13 protein-coding genes are annotated in these 13,632 nt (G+C 64.5%); 7 read left to right on the top strand and 6 right to left on the bottom strand.

All coding sequences use genetic code 11. From position 1 onward, the window contains the following. Window positions 1-58: 58 nt before the first annotated feature. Window positions 59-1,240: a BaiN/RdsA family NAD(P)/FAD-dependent oxidoreductase gene (locus AC2CGW_RS17135; RefSeq protein ID WP_186665858.1), complete on the top strand. Its 1,182-nt coding sequence runs from the start codon at window positions 59-61 to the stop codon at window positions 1,238-1,240. A gap of 193 nt (window positions 1,241-1,433) precedes the next feature. Then, the gene (yccS, locus tag AC2CGW_RS17130) at window positions 1,434-3,617 is read left to right on the top strand and encodes a YccS family putative transporter (protein ID WP_484574343.1); all 2,184 of its coding nucleotides are present in this window, start codon (window positions 1,434-1,436) and stop codon (window positions 3,615-3,617) included. A 21-nt stretch (window positions 3,618-3,638) separates the two neighbouring features. On the opposite strand, the gene AC2CGW_RS17125 is transcribed toward yccS, so the two are convergent. The 6 genes from AC2CGW_RS17125 to AC2CGW_RS17100 form a co-directional block, all read right to left on the bottom strand. Further along, entirely contained in the window at window positions 3,639-4,376 is a 738-nt protein-coding gene (locus AC2CGW_RS17125; protein ID WP_186708261.1) for a substrate-binding periplasmic protein, read from the bottom strand. Between the two features lie 101 nt (window positions 4,377-4,477). Beyond that, entirely contained in the window at window positions 4,478-5,458 is a 981-nt protein-coding gene (locus AC2CGW_RS17120) for an ornithine cyclodeaminase family protein (protein WP_288374094.1), read from the bottom strand. Further along, entirely contained in the window at window positions 5,455-6,420 is a 966-nt protein-coding gene (locus AC2CGW_RS17115) for a threonine/serine dehydratase (protein ID WP_484574342.1), read from the bottom strand. Before AC2CGW_RS17115 ends, AC2CGW_RS17120 begins: the two co-directional genes overlap by 4 nt. Before the next feature lie 108 nt (window positions 6,421-6,528). Beyond that, on the bottom strand, window positions 6,529-7,170 hold the full coding sequence (locus AC2CGW_RS17110) for a helix-turn-helix transcriptional regulator (protein WP_484574341.1): 642 nt from the start codon (window positions 7,168-7,170) through the stop codon (window positions 6,529-6,531). Continuing rightward, the gene (locus AC2CGW_RS17105) at window positions 7,167-7,463 is read right to left on the bottom strand and encodes a winged helix-turn-helix domain-containing protein (RefSeq protein WP_186665854.1); all 297 of its coding nucleotides are present in this window, start codon (window positions 7,461-7,463) and stop codon (window positions 7,167-7,169) included. Before AC2CGW_RS17105 ends, AC2CGW_RS17110 begins: the two co-directional genes overlap by 4 nt. A 13-nt stretch (window positions 7,464-7,476) precedes the next feature. Continuing rightward, a complete protein-coding gene (locus AC2CGW_RS17100) occupies window positions 7,477-7,977 on the bottom strand; it encodes a M48 metallopeptidase family protein (RefSeq protein WP_054895460.1) in 501 nt (166 codons plus the stop codon). Window positions 7,978-8,108: 131 nt separating this feature from the next. Between AC2CGW_RS17100 and AC2CGW_RS17095 the strand changes: the two genes are divergently transcribed. From AC2CGW_RS17095 to AC2CGW_RS17075, 5 genes are all read left to right on the top strand, one after another. Further along, on the top strand, window positions 8,109-9,011 hold the full coding sequence (locus AC2CGW_RS17095) for an AraC family transcriptional regulator (RefSeq protein WP_186666114.1): 903 nt from the start codon (window positions 8,109-8,111) through the stop codon (window positions 9,009-9,011). Between the two features lie 176 nt (window positions 9,012-9,187). Then, complete coding sequence (locus tag AC2CGW_RS17090; RefSeq protein ID WP_484574340.1) at window positions 9,188-10,498, top strand: ABC transporter substrate-binding protein; 1,311 nt, start codon at window positions 9,188-9,190, stop codon at window positions 10,496-10,498. An 81-nt stretch (window positions 10,499-10,579) separates the two neighbouring features. Continuing rightward, on the top strand, window positions 10,580-11,503 hold the full coding sequence (locus tag AC2CGW_RS17085) for a carbohydrate ABC transporter permease (RefSeq protein WP_186665851.1): 924 nt from the start codon (window positions 10,580-10,582) through the stop codon (window positions 11,501-11,503). A 10-nt stretch (window positions 11,504-11,513) separates the two neighbouring features. Next, complete coding sequence (locus AC2CGW_RS17080) at window positions 11,514-12,347, top strand: carbohydrate ABC transporter permease (protein WP_063546497.1); 834 nt, start codon at window positions 11,514-11,516, stop codon at window positions 12,345-12,347. Between the two features lie 156 nt (window positions 12,348-12,503). Further along, window positions 12,504-13,616, top strand: a complete 1,113-nt coding sequence (locus tag AC2CGW_RS17075) for an ABC transporter ATP-binding protein (RefSeq protein WP_484574339.1) — start codon at window positions 12,504-12,506, stop codon at window positions 13,614-13,616. The last annotated feature ends 16 nt before the right edge of the window (window positions 13,617-13,632 follow it).

The raw sequence follows: 13,632 nt of genomic DNA, 5'->3' as shown, positions 1-13,632 counted from the left end.
ATTCTCTGTGAGCGCTGAGGTGCTGCGAAGCGGCCCCGGAAATTCATGAGGTAACACCGTGCACTCCACCGACGTGATCATCCTCGGCGCCGGCGCCGCCGGCCTGATGTGTGCCCAACTCAGCGCGCGCCGTGGCCGCCGTGTGCTGCTGCTCGACCATGCCAACAAACCGGGCAAGAAAATCCTCATGTCCGGCGGCGGGCGCTGCAACTTCACCAACATGTACACCGAGCCCGCCAATTTCCTCTCGCAGAACCCGCACTTCTGCAAGTCGGCGCTGGCCCGCTACACCCAGTGGGACTTCATCGAGCTGGTGGCCAAACACGGCGTGCCGTACCACGAGAAGAAGCTCGGCCAGCTGTTCTGCGACAACAAGTCCAGCGACATCCTCGACATGCTCCTGGCCGAATGCGACGACGCCGGCGCCGAGCTGCGGATGAACACCAGCATCGAGCAGATCGAGAAGACCGACAGCGGTTATCGCCTGCAGACCAGTGCCGGTGTATTTGCCTGCCAGTCGCTGGTGATCGCCACCGGCGGTCTGTCGATCCCAACCCTGGGCGCAACCGGCTTCGGCTACCAGGTCGCCCGCCAGTTCGGCCACGCCCTGCTGCCGACCCGCGCTGCGCTGGTGCCGTTCACCATCACCGAGCCCCAGCTCAAGGCATTGTGCACCGAGCTCTCCGGCACCTCGCTGGACTGCATCGCCAGCTGCAACGGCACCAGCTTCCGCGAAAACCTGCTGTTCACCCATCGCGGCCTGAGCGGCCCGGCGATCCTGCAGATTTCCTCGTACTGGGAAGCGGGCGACACCCTGGAGATCAATCTGTTGCCCGACCGCGACGCGCTGGAGTGGCTGCAAGGCGTGCAGGCCGAACGCCCCAACAGCGAGCTGAAGACCGTGCTGGGCGAGGTGTTCACCCGCAAGCTGGCGACCCTGCTGGCCGAGCAGTGGTTCGTTTCGAAACCCTTGAAGCAGTACACCCCGGCAGAATTGACCCAGATCGCCGGGCAGCTCGCGGCCTGGCAACTGGTACCGGCAGGCACCGAGGGCTACCGCACCGCGGAAGTGACCCTGGGCGGCGTCGACACCCGCGAGGTGTCGTCCAAGACCATGGAGTCGCTCAAGAGCCCGGGATTGTTCTTCATCGGCGAGGTGCTGGACGTCAGCGGGCACCTGGGCGGGTTCAATTTCCAGTGGGCGTGGGCTTCTGCCAACGCAGCGGCGCAGTTCGTTTAGAGTAGAATCCTTTCAGCACGGAACGCTTCTTGCTGGTCTGTGCCGGGAAGGTTTGACCGAGTGCGCTGCCCTTCGCGGGCAAGCCCGCTCCCACAGGATTGCGCTGGCCCTGTAGGAGCGGGCTTGCCCGCGAAAGGCAGCGCAGCCGCGTCGGTCCCAAGGTCCTCATTCGAACTCTGTCCAGCAGGCCACTATGTCATCGAGCTCGTTCCGCCATTCATTGCGTCGCTTGTGGGGCCAAGACAAGTTCAGCTACGCCATCCGGGTGACCATCGCCCTGACCGGCACCATGGCCTGGTGCTGGTACCAGAACGAGATGAGCCTGCTCATCCCGTTGTTCCTCGGCATCATCGCCAGCGCCCTGGCCGAGACCGACGACGGCTGGCAGGGCCGTCTCAGTGCGCTGGCCGTCACCCTCGTATGTTTCGCCATCGCCGCGCTGTCGGTCGAGCTACTGTTCCCCTACCCCTGGCTCTTCGCCGGCTCCCTGGCCCTGGCAGCTTTCGGCCTGACCATGCTCGGAGCACTGGGCGAACGCTATGGCGCCATCGCCTCGGCGACGCTGATCCTGTCGGTCTACACCATGATCGGCGTTGACCAGCGCGGCGGCGTGGTCACTGATTTCTGGCACGAGCCGCTGCTGCTGGTGGCTGGAGCCGCGTGGTACGGGGCGCTCTCGGTGCTCTGGCAGGCGCTGTTCTCCAACCAGCCGGTGCAGCAGAGCCTGGCCAAGCTGTTCTACGAGCTGGGCAGCTACCTCAAGCTCAAGGCCAGCCTGTTCGAGCCGGTGCGCACCCTCGATGTCGAGGCCACGCGCCTGGAGCTGGCCAAGCAGAACGGCAAGGTGGTGGCCGCGCTCAATGCCGCCAAGGAAATCATCCTGCACCGGGTCGGCAACAGCCAGCCCAACTCCAAGGTCAGTCGTTACCTGAAGCTGTACTTCCTGGCCCAGGACATCCACGAGCGCGTCAGCGCCTCGCACTACCCCTACAACGCCCTGAGCGAGGCGTTCTTCCACAGCGATGTGATGTTCCGCTGCCAGCGCCTGCTGCGCAAACAGGGCTCGTCCTGCCAGGAGCTGGCCCGTTCGATCCGCCTGCGCCAGCCATTCGTGCTCGCCAGCGGCTACCCCGAGGCGCTGGAAGACCTGAACGCCTCGCTGGAGCATCTACGCACTCAGAACAACCCGGCCTGGCGCAGCCTGCTGCGCTCGCTGCGGGCGTTGGCAGTCAACCTGGCCACGCTGGACCGCTTGCTTGGCGCGGCCAGCAACCCCGACAGCCTTGCCGACGCCAGCGACAGCAGCCTGCTCGACCGCTCGCCGCGCACCTTCAAGGAGGTGTGGAAACGCCTGCGCACCCAGCTCACGCCCACCTCGCTGCTGTTCCGCCACGCCCTGCGCCTACCGCTGGCGCTGTCGATCGGCTATGGCATGGTGCACCTGATCCACCCCACGCAAGGCTACTGGATCATCCTCACCACCCTGTTCGTCTGCCAGCCCAACTATGGCGCGACGCGACGCAAGCTGGTGCAGCGGATCTTCGGCACCGCCATCGGCCTGACGGTTGGCTGGGCGCTGTTCGATCTGTTCCCCAACCCGATCGTCCAGTCGCTGTTCGCGGTGGTCGCTGGCGTGGTGTTCTTCGTCAACCGCACCACCCGCTACACCCTGGCCACGGCGGCGATCACGCTGATGGTGCTGTTCTGCTTCAACCAGATCGGCGATGGCTACGGGCTGTTCCTGCCGCGCCTGTTCGACACCCTGGTGGGCGCCCTGATCGCGATCCTCGCGGTGTTCCTGTTCCTGCCCGACTGGCAGGGGCGGCGCCTGAACAAGGTGCTGGCCAACACCCTGAGCTGCGCCAGCCTGTACCTGCGCCAGATCATGCAGCAGTACGCCAACGGCAAGCGCGACGACCTCGCCTACCGCCTGGCCCGGCGCAACGCCCACAATGCCGACGCGGCGTTATCGACCACGCTGTCGAACATGCTCATGGAGCCGGGGCACTTCCGCAAGGAGGCCGATGTGGGCTTCCGCTTCCTGGTGTTGTCGCACACCCTGCTCAGCTATCTGTCAGGGCTCGGCGCACACCGGGATACGGCACTGCCTGCCGAGGTGCACGAACAGTTGATCGATGGGGTCGGCAGCAGCCTGGCACGCAGTCTCGACGAGATCGCCAATGGCCTGGCGGCGCGGCTGCCGGTGGCCATTCACAGCGATGAAGAAGAAGCGCTGGCCAACCAGCTGGAGCAGATGCCCGAGGAGCTGGATGAGCATCAGCGACTGGTACAGACCCAGTTGGCGTTGATCTGCCGGCAACTGGGGCCGTTGCGTACATTGGCAGCGCATCTGATCAAGGAAGGGGAGCCGGCTTGAGGCCGGCGCCGACACCCCAGGTCACAAGCCATACTGCTTCAACAACCGCGCATAGCTGCCATCGGCCTTCATCGCTGCAATCGCTCGCTCGAAACGCTCGACGATCTGCCGATGCTCAGGGTGCTGAAGGCTGACGAGGATATGCAGGCTGTTCTCCCCCAGCGGCCGCTCGACAAAATCCACTGCCTCGCGCACCTCTTGCGGCTCACGCTGCAGGTTGTAGCGCGCCACGTACTCGTCCTCCACCGCCAGGTCCACGCGCCCTGCCGCCAGCATGCGGATCGCCGACGGGAAGCTGCGCACCGCCACCTTGTTCAGCCGGCTGTCGCCATCGAACGCCGGTGAGTAGGCGTAGTCACGCACCACGGCGATGCTGTAGGGATACAGATCGGCCAATCGCTTGAAGCCAAGTGCCTCGCGCTGACGCTTGAGCAGGCGGATACGGTTGGTCAGATAGGCCCCGGAGAACTGGCCCAGGCGAGTACGCGATTCGTTGTACCACGCATTGATGAGCACGTCGTAGCGCCCTTCGCCAATCCCCAGCAGCGCCCTCGCCCAGGGCACTTCCTCGAACTCGCTGGCGTAACCGGCGCGGGTGAGTGCCGTGGTGACGATGCTGGTGGCCAGGCCTCCGCCCGGCATGGCGCTGTCGGAGAACGGCGGCCATTTGTCAGCCACCAGGCGCAGCGGTGGCTGCGCCGCCGCGAGCGCCGTGAACATCATTGCGGTCAATCCCAGAACGCAAAGCAGTGGCCGCATGCTCAGTTCCTTTCGCAGTTGAGGGCCCCACACTGATTACGCGAGAGTACACAAAGGCGACAGTCGACGGCAGCGGACAATGATGTCATTTAGCCTCTATTTTAGCCGAGCTGTGCGAGCAGGTCTCCTTGGCGGCTTGCCCCAAGGGACATCAATGCACACCGCGCGATCTGCGCGTCCTGCACCGCCACGCCGGTCAGGTCAGCCAACGTGATCGCGGCATCCTGCGTGCGACCACTCGCCTGCCCAGCCAGCAACGCGCCGATCTCGATCAGGTCGGTAGCTGCAATCAGCCCGGCCTCCAGCGCGTGGGACACCTCGCCGTAGCGGCTGCATTGGCCGATAGCGTCCACCACGATGCAATCGGCGGCGGCTACCAGCGCTGGATCGAGCTCCTGCTTGCCAGGGCCATCGGCTCCCACGGCGGTGATATGGGTGCCGGGCTGTATCCATTCACGCTGCAGCAGCGGCTCGCGCGAAGGCGTGGTGCAGACGATCAGGTTGGCGGACTCGGCCAGCTCGCGGGCATCATGGGTGGTGCGCACCTCGAAGCCCAGCCCTTCGGCGAACCGTCGGTAGTCCGCAAGCCGCCCGGCATCACGGCCCCAGGCAATCAGACGACGGCAGTCGGTGACCGGTAGCAGTTGTTCGAGCTGCATCCGCGCCTGCACCCCGCTGCCCAGTACACCGATTGCCCGTACCTTGCGCGGCGCCAACAGGCGGGCGGCGATTTGCCCGGCCAGCGCGGTGCGCAGGCAGGTCAGCCAGCCTTGGTCCTGGAGTAGCGCCAGCGGTTGGCCGGTACTGGCCGAAAACACCAGCATCAAGCCATCGTTGCTTTCCAGCCCCTTGGAAGGGTTGTCGTAGAAACCGGTGGAGACTTTCACCGTGAAGCTATCGCTGCCCTGCAGCCAGGCGGACTTCACGCAGCAGTCGCCGTTTTGTTCAGGGAAGGCGAAATTCTGCACCGGTGGCACATGGACCTTGCCCGCGGAAAAGGCGATAAAACCCTCTTCGATCAGGCGTACCGCCAAATCCCGGTCGAGGATTTCGACCAGTTGCGCCTTGTCGATGATCCTCATTGGATCGCCTCCAGGAACTTCTCCAGCACGATGTTGCGCCCGCACAGCACCACCGCGACCTTCTTGCCCTGGAACTCACCGGCCAGTTTCTGCATGCCTGCGACGGCAACCCCTGCCGCCCCTTCGATGATCCAGCGGTCGTGGCCTGCGACGTCGCGCATGGCTGCGCTGATCTCAGCCTCGCTGACCAGCACGGTGCGATGCAGCAACTGCTGGCACAGGGGGAAGGTGATGGCGCCGGGCTCGACGCCGCCGGCCGTGCCGTCGGACAGGGTATCGAGCTCTTGCATCTCGATGATCCGTCCCTCCTCCAGCGAGCGCTGCTGGGTGGGCGCGTTGGCCGGCCAGCAGCCGATGACCTGCACCGAGGGTGCAAGCGCGCGCAATGCAGCGCCAATGCCCGAGATCAAGCCGCCACCACCGACAGCGACGAAAACCGCGTCCAGATCCGGCGCCTGCTCGAACAGCTCCATGCCGATGGTGCCCTGGCCAGCGATGATCTGCGCGTCATTGTAGGGGGAGACGAAAGGCTTGCCCTGCAGATTGGCCTGGCGAGCCGCTTCAAGCTCGACCGACAGCGGGTCAGCGTCGAGTTCGATTACCTCGGCCCCCAGGCCGCGCATGGCCCGGATCTTCAGCGGCGAGGCGCTGCTGCTGACGTACACGGTGACCGGCACACCCAGCAATTGCCCGGCCAGTGCCAGGCCCTGCCCGTGATTGCCGGAAGAGGCGGTGATCACGCCAGCCTGACGCTGCGCAGGGTCGAGCAGCCGCAGCTTGTTGCTGGCCCCTCGGAATTTGAAGGAGCCGGTGTGCTGCAGGTGCTCGCACTTGAGATGGACATTGCAGCCGCTCTGACGGGAAAGCCCCGGGCTGTGGCTGAGCGGCGTGACCGCCACCTGGGGGCGAAGGGCTTCATGGGCTTCGCGGATGGCGTGTGGCAGGGTGTCCAGGATGGTCATGGTGGCTCCTTGGGCGATGCGCAGGGGCAAACGCCACGATATAGAATTAAATTCTACCGTAGACTATTTTTCCACGCATTGAAAGCCTGTCGTTTGCCAGCGATGGCCTCAGCCTTGGCGCAACGCCTTCACATACTTGTATACCGTCGCCCGCCCCATCCCCAGCACGTTGGCCACGTAGTCATGGGCGCTCTTGCCACGGAACGCGCCCTCCCCGTGCAGCGCCTCGACCAACTGCCGCTTCTGCTCGCGGTCCAGCCCGCCCAGGCTCAATCCACGCACCTGCAACCAGGCATGCAGGAAGGTGTTGATGCGCTCCTGCCAGTCGTCGCGGAACAACGCCTGCGGTTGCGGCAACAGGCGGCTGGCCTGGAAGAACGCCTCCAGCGCATCGCGCGCCTGCTCGAGAATCGAAACGTTGAGATTGATGCAGATCAGCGCCTCGGGCTGGCCACTGGCGTCGCGCATCACGCTGCTGATCGAACGGATCTTCTGCCCGTTCCAGTTGAGCTTTTCATACGGCCCCAGGCGGGTGCTGTCATCGAGCTGGCAGGGCAGGTCGTCGAGCCCGGAATCATCGCCGAGCTGGCGCTTGGAAATGTTGTTGGCGATATGCACCACCGTCTGGCTGGCCAGGTCGTGCACCACCACTTCGGCATGCGGGAACAACAGGGCTGCGATGCCCTCGGCCATGGCGGCGTAGTTGCTGAAGCGGCTGGACGACATGAACGGGTCCTGGAGGGTGGTCATGGATAGCCGAGCACTTCGCGAATAGTGCGCAGGTGCTGGATGATCCACTGCTTGTCGATCGCACCCCAGTCGTGGATGCGGTAATGCCCGGCGTGGTTGCGCGCACCGCTCTGCTGCTCGAACTCGCAGACGATGTCCAGGTCCGCCAGGGCGGCGATGGTGTCCTGGGCCGTGCGTCGCGGCATGCCGGTGGCTTCCATCAGCGCGGGCACGCTGGTGGCGGTCTGGCTGTCGATCAGCCAGGCCACGTAGAGGCGGCGATAGAAGCTGCTCTTGGTCTTGCTCACGTCCATGCTGGTGGGATCCTCATGCATTGCCTGGCAATTCGCGCCAGGTCAGGTAGACACGCAAGTCGAACTCCAGTTGATGGTAGTCCGGCTCCATGTGCTGGCACAGCTGGTAGAACGCCTTGTTGTGGTCGCGCTCACGCAGGTGCGCCAGCTCGTGTACCACGATCATGCGCAGAAACTGCGGCGCCGCGTCCTTGAACAGCGAGGCGATGCGGATTTCCTTCTTGGCCTTGAGGTTGCCACCCTGCACCCGTGACACCGCCGTGTTCAGGCCCAGGGCCCGGTGGGTGAGGTCGAGACGGTTGTCGTAGAGCACCTTGTCCAGCGGCGGCGCGCTGCGCAGGTATTGCTGGCGCAGGTCCTGGGCATAGAGGTACAGCGCCTTGTCGCTCTGCACCTCGTGGCGGGCGGGGTAGCGCTGCTGCAGGTAGCCGCCCAGGCGATCGCTGGCGATCATCTGACGGACCTGTTCCTGCAGGTGCGGGGGATAGGCTTGCAAGTAGCGTAGGGTGGTCATGGGGTGGGAGTTTACCGAATTGGCGGGGGCCTGTGGTTGGCAGGGCTGGCCCTTTCGCGGGCAAGCCCGCTCCTACAGGACGCAAAATTTGGCTAGGATGCAGTATTCACCCCCTGCTCGAAGCACTCACCATGCCCAAAGCCAGCAAGATCACCGACCCGTCCTACGAACTGATGGACGACCACGAAGGCCATTCGCTGATCTATCGCCAGCACGGCTTCCCGAGCCCGCTGGTGCGCTGGCACTTTCACAAGGAATACGAGCTGCACTTGATCGTCGCCAGCTCCGGCAAGGTGTTCATCGGCGACTACATCGGCAACTTCGCCCCGGGCACACTGTTTCTCACCGGGCCGAACCTGCCACACAACTGGATCAGCCAGGTGGCCGCCGACGAGGTCGTCGACACCCGCGACATGCTGGTCAATTTCACTGACGAAGTGCTCGAGCAAGGCAGCCAGGTGTTCTCCGAGCTCAACCAGCTGACGCCACTGCTGGCCCGCGCCAGTTATGGCATCGAATTCCGCGATCCGCGCCTGATCGCCGAGAGCCAGCAACTGATGCAACGTATCTCGCAAAGTGCCGGCATGACGCGCCTGGGATACTTTTTTATCCTCATGGAACAGTTGGCTGCCTGCGAGGACTACCAGTTGCTGTCCACCGTCACCTCCTCGCAGCTGGCCGACGAACACAACGTCGACCGCATCAACCGCGCGGTGGACTACATCTTCCAGCACTACGCCCAGGACCTCACCCAGAACGAGGTCGCCGAGCACCTGGGCATGACCCCCACCTACTTCTCGCGCTTTTTCAAGCAGGCCGCCGGGCGCGGCTTCGTCGAGTTCGTCAATCGCCTGCGGATCAGCAAGTCCTGTGAACTGCTGGCGCGCAGCGACCTGCCGGTGACCGAGGTGTGCTTCGAGTCCGGCTTCAGCAACCTGTCCAACTTCAACCGGCGGTTCCAGCAGCTCAAGGGCATGACACCGTCGGGCTACCGCAGCCTGGTCACCCAGCGCCTGACCGAGCAAAACCTTTAGTGAAACGCTTGAGCAGTGCATCGCACTGCCAATACCCCAGTGCAAAAAAGTATCGGCCTGCGTGCAGTCGAGGCTTTGTTGCGCTGGCGATGCAGGAGTGTAATCGGCAACCAGCGACACAAAAAAAACAATAGTGACTTCCGCGCCGCCCTGCGGTCCGGAAGAGGAGTTCAACGATGAACGACTCGATCAAGGCCTGCGTGGCCATTGCCTGTCTGAGCCTGCCGGTGTTTGCCCAGGCTGCCGAAACCCTGACCATTGCCACCGTCAACAACAACGACATGATCCGCATGCAGCGGCTGTCCAAGGTGTTCGAGGAGCAGCACCCGGACATCAAGCTCAAGTGGGTGGTGCTCGAAGAGAACGTCCTGCGCCAACGCCTGACCACCGATATCGCGACACAAGGCGGACAGTTCGACGTGCTCACCATCGGCATGTACGAAGCCGCGCTGTGGGGCGCCAAGGGTTGGCTGGAACCCATGAAAGACCTGCCTGCCGACTACCAGCTCGACGATATCTTCCCTTCGGTGCGCGACGGCCTGTCGGTCAAGGGCACGCTCTACGCCCTGCCCTTCTACGCCGAAGCCTCGATCACCTACTACCGCAAGGACCTGTTCCAGCAGGCCGGGCTGCAGATGCCCGAGCAACCGACCTGGACCCAACTGGGCGAATTCGCCGCCAAGCTCAACAAGCCCGAGGCCGGCCAGTACGGCATCTGCCTGCGCGGCAAGGCCGGCTGGGGTGAGAACATGGCGCTGATCGGCACCCTGGCCAACTCCTTCGGCGCCCGTTGGTTCAACGAGCAGTGGCAGCCGGAGTTCACCGGCAGCGAGTGGACCAAGGCCCTGAACTTCTACGTCGACACCATGAAGCAGTACGGCCCGCCCGGCGCCTCCAGCAACGGCTTCAACGAGAACCTGGCGCTGTTCAACAGCGGCAAGTGCGCAATGTGGGTCGATGCCAGCGTCGCCGGCTCGTTCGTCACCGACAAGAGCCAGAGCAAGGTCGTGGACGACGTGGGCTTCACCTTCGCGCCGAAGGAGGTCACCGACAAGGGCGCGACCTGGCTGTACTCGTGGGCGCTGGCGATCCCCACCAGCTCCAAGTCCAAGGACGCCGCCAGGACCTTCAGCACCTGGGCCACCTCCCAGGCCTATGGCCAACTGGTCGCCGACAAGGAAGGCGTGGCCAACGTGCCGCCAGGCACCCGCGCCTCCACCTACAGCGAGGCCTACCTGCAGGCCGCACCGTTCGCCAAGGTCACGCTGGAGTCGCTGAAAAAGGTCGATCCCAACCACCCGACCCTCAAGCCCGTGCCCTACGTGGGTATCCAGCTGGTGACCATTCCTGAGTTCCAGGCCATCGGCACCCAGGTCGGCAAGCTGTTCTCCGCCGCCCTGACCGGCCAGATGAAGCCTGAACAGGCGCTGGCCGCCGCCCAGTCGTCCACCGAGCGCGAGATGAAACGCGCCGGCTACCCCAAGTAGACCGCCCCTGGCCGCCAGCACGCCGCCCTCGGTGTGCCGGCGGCCGGCTGCTCGCCTCTTTCTGCCGAACACGGAGTCGTCATGAACACCTCGGCCCTCGACACCCCGACCCACGCCACCGCGCGCCCCGGCAAACGCCGCGTCGGCCCCGGCTGGTTCCTGGTCAGCCCTTCGGTGGCGCTGCTGCTGTTATGGATGATCGTGCCCCTGGGCATGACCCTGTATTTCTCGCTGATCCGTTACAACCTGCTGTATCCCGGCGAGAACGACTTCGTCGGCCTGGAGAACTTCAGCTTCTTCGTCACCGATGCCGGCTTCCTGCCCGGCGCTCTGAATACCCTGACCCTGGTCGGCAGCGTGCTGGCGATCAGCGTGGTGTTCGGCGTGCTCATCGCCGCGCTGCTGGAGGCGGGTGAGTTCTGGGGCCGCGGCGTGGTGCGCGTGCTGCTGATCTCGCCGTTCTTCATCATGCCCACGGTCAGCGCGCTGCTGTGGAAGAACCTGATCTTCCACCCGGTGTCCGGGATCCTCGCGGCGGTCTGGCGCCTGTTCGGCGCCCAGCCGGTGGACTGGCTGGCGCACTATCCGTTGCTGTCGATCATCCTGATCGTGTCGTGGCAGTGGCTGCCGTTCGCCATCCTGATCCTGATGACCGCCATGCAGTCGCTGGACCAGGAGCAGAAGGAGGCCGCACGCCTGGACGGTGCAGGCCCGCTGGCGATCTTCTGGCACCTCACCCTGCCGCACCTGGCGCGGCCGATTGCCGTGGTGGTCATGATCGAAACCATCTTCCTGCTGTCGGTGTTCGCCGAGATCTTCACCACCACCAGCGGCGGGCCGGGCTATGAATCCACCAACCTCGCCTACCTGATCTACAACCAGGCGCTGCTGCAGTTCGACGTCGGCATGGCGTCGGCCGGTGGCCTGATCGCCGTGCTGATCGCCAACATCGCCGCCATCGTGCTGGTGCGCATGATCGGCAAGAACCTCACCGAGCGCAGCTGAGGAGCCCGCCATGCTGACACTCAAGCAAACCCGCCGCCTGCGCGATGCGCTGATCGGCCTGCTGTGCTGGGGCATTGCCCTGGCGATCTTCTTCCCGATCTTCTGGATGCTGCTGACCAGCTTCAAGACCGAACTCGACGCCTTCGCCACGCCGCCGCAGTTCATCTTCCACCCGACGCTGGAGAACTACCTGCACATCAACGAGCGCAGCGACTACTTCGCCTACGCCTGGAACTCGGTGCTGATCTCGTTCTCCGCGACCCTGCTGTGCATGCTGATCGCCGTGCCGGCAGCCTACTCCATGGCCTTCTTCGAGACCCGCCACACCAAGCGCACGCTGTTGTGGATGCTGTCGACCAAGATGCTGCCGCCAGTGGGCGTGCTGATGCCGATCTACCTGCTGGCCAAGCAGTTCGGGCTGCTCGATTCACGGCTGTCGCTGATCATCGTGTACACCCTGATCAACCTGCCGATCGTGGTGTGGATGGTGTACACCTACTTCAAGGACATCCCCGTCGACATCCTCGAAGCGGCGCGCCTGGACGGCGCCGGCACCTGGCAGGAAATCCTCCGCGTGCTGCTGCCGATCGCCCGTGGCGGCCTGGCCTCGACCGTGCTGCTGTCGCTGATCCTGTGCTGGAACGAGGCGTTCTGGTCGCTCAACCTGACCTCTTCGGCCGCCGCACCGCTGACCGCGCTGGTGGCCTCCTACTCAAGCCCCGAAGGCCTGTTCTGGGCCAAGCTTTCGGCCGTCTCGACACTGGCCTGCGCACCGATCCTGATCTTCGGCTGGATCAGCCAGAAGCAACTGGTGCGCGGGCTGTCGTTCGGAGCGGTGAAATGAATACCCCCAACTACGCCATCCCTGTAGGAGCGGGCTTGCCCGCGAAGCAAACACTGCGGTGCATGGCACCGGCTATGCCGGTGTTCGCGGGCAAGCCCGCTCCTACAGGAATTTGTGACATCCATAAAATCTTTGCCACTGCGGAGGTAACTCGACATGGCTGACCTGAAGATCCGCAATCTGCAAAAAGGCTTTGATGGCCACGCCATCATCAAGGGCATCGACCTGGACGTACACGACCGTGAATTCGTGGTGTTCGTCGGGCCGTCCGGCTGTGGCAAATCGACCTTGCTGCGCCTGATCGCCGGCCTCGAAGAGGTGAGCAGCGGCAGCATCACCCTCGATGGCGTCGACATCACCGACACCGCTCCGGCCAAGCGCAACCTGGCCATGGTGTTCCAGACCTACGCCCTGTATCCGCACATGACCGTGCGCAAGAACCTGTCGTTCGCCCTGGACCTGGCGGGCGTGGCCAAGGCCGAGGTCGCCAGCAAGGTCGACAACGCCGCGCGCATCCTCGAGCTGCAACCGATGCTCGAGCGCAAGCCGCGCCAGCTCTCCGGCGGCCAGCGCCAGCGGGTGGCAATCGGCCGGGCGATCGTGCGCAACCCGAAGATCTTCCTGTTCGACGAGCCGCTGTCCAACCTCGACGCAGCCCTGCGCGTGCAGATGCGCCTGGAGCTGTCGCGCCTGCACAAGGAACTGGCCGCGACCATGATCTACGTGACCCACGACCAGGTCGAGGCGATGACCCTGGCCGACAAGGTGGTGGTGCTCAGCGCCGGTCGTATCGAGCAGGTCGGCTCGCCGCTGGAGCTGTACCACCATCCGGCCAACCTGTTCGTCGCAGGCTTCCTCGGCACACCGAAGATGGGCTTTTTGCGCGGACACCTGAGCCGCAACCAGGGCAACCAGTGCGAGGTCGCCCTCGAGTGCGGCGCCCGCATCGCCCTGCCGCTGTGCGCAGGTGAACTGACCACCGGCAGCCAGATCACCCTGGGCATCCGCCCGGAGCACCTGAGCATCAGCCGCAGCGGTCACGGTGAACAGGGTTCGCTGCAGGTCACCGCCGATGTCAGCGAGCGCCTGGGCAGCGACAGCTACTGCCACGTGCGCAGCGCCTCCGGCGAGATGCTCACCGTGCGGGTGCGCGGCGATTTCGCGCCCGAGTACGGCGAGCAACTGGAACTGAGCTTCGATCCGGCGCACTGCCATCTGTTCGACAGCACCGGCAAGGCCCTGGACAAACGACTGCAACAGGCGGCCTGAGCCGTCTTCAAGGATT

This window comes from Pseudomonas sp. SYWMCR5, assembly GCF_057197165.1.
The sequence above is the reverse complement of the archived record's forward strand: the minus strand, read 5'-3'. Positions and strand labels throughout refer to the sequence as shown.

Excerpts from the sequence above, each read along its gene's own strand:
- AC2CGW_RS17125 (WP_186708261.1), bottom strand. The coding sequence starts at position 4,376 with ATGCGGCCACTGCTTTGCGTTCTGGGATTGACCGCAATGATGTTCACG.
- AC2CGW_RS17110 (WP_484574341.1), bottom strand. The coding sequence starts at position 7,170 with ATGACCACCCTCCAGGACCCGTTCATGTCGTCCAGCCGCTTCAGCAAC.
- AC2CGW_RS17095 (WP_186666114.1), top strand. The coding sequence starts at position 8,109 with ATGCCCAAAGCCAGCAAGATCACCGACCCGTCCTACGAACTGATGGAC.
- yccS (WP_484574343.1), top strand. The coding sequence starts at position 1,434 with ATGTCATCGAGCTCGTTCCGCCATTCATTGCGTCGCTTGTGGGGCCAA.
- AC2CGW_RS17080 (WP_063546497.1), top strand. The coding sequence starts at position 11,514 with ATGCTGACACTCAAGCAAACCCGCCGCCTGCGCGATGCGCTGATCGGC.
- AC2CGW_RS17120 (WP_288374094.1), bottom strand. The coding sequence starts at position 5,458 with ATGAGGATCATCGACAAGGCGCAACTGGTCGAAATCCTCGACCGGGAT.
- AC2CGW_RS17085 (WP_186665851.1), top strand. The coding sequence starts at position 10,580 with ATGAACACCTCGGCCCTCGACACCCCGACCCACGCCACCGCGCGCCCC.
- AC2CGW_RS17075 (WP_484574339.1), top strand. The coding sequence starts at position 12,504 with ATGGCTGACCTGAAGATCCGCAATCTGCAAAAAGGCTTTGATGGCCAC.
- AC2CGW_RS17100 (WP_054895460.1), bottom strand. The coding sequence starts at position 7,977 with ATGACCACCCTACGCTACTTGCAAGCCTATCCCCCGCACCTGCAGGAA.
- AC2CGW_RS17105 (WP_186665854.1), bottom strand. The coding sequence starts at position 7,463 with ATGGACGTGAGCAAGACCAAGAGCAGCTTCTATCGCCGCCTCTACGTG.
- AC2CGW_RS17115 (WP_484574342.1), bottom strand. The coding sequence starts at position 6,420 with ATGACCATCCTGGACACCCTGCCACACGCCATCCGCGAAGCCCATGAA.
- AC2CGW_RS17090 (WP_484574340.1), top strand. The coding sequence starts at position 9,188 with ATGAACGACTCGATCAAGGCCTGCGTGGCCATTGCCTGTCTGAGCCTG.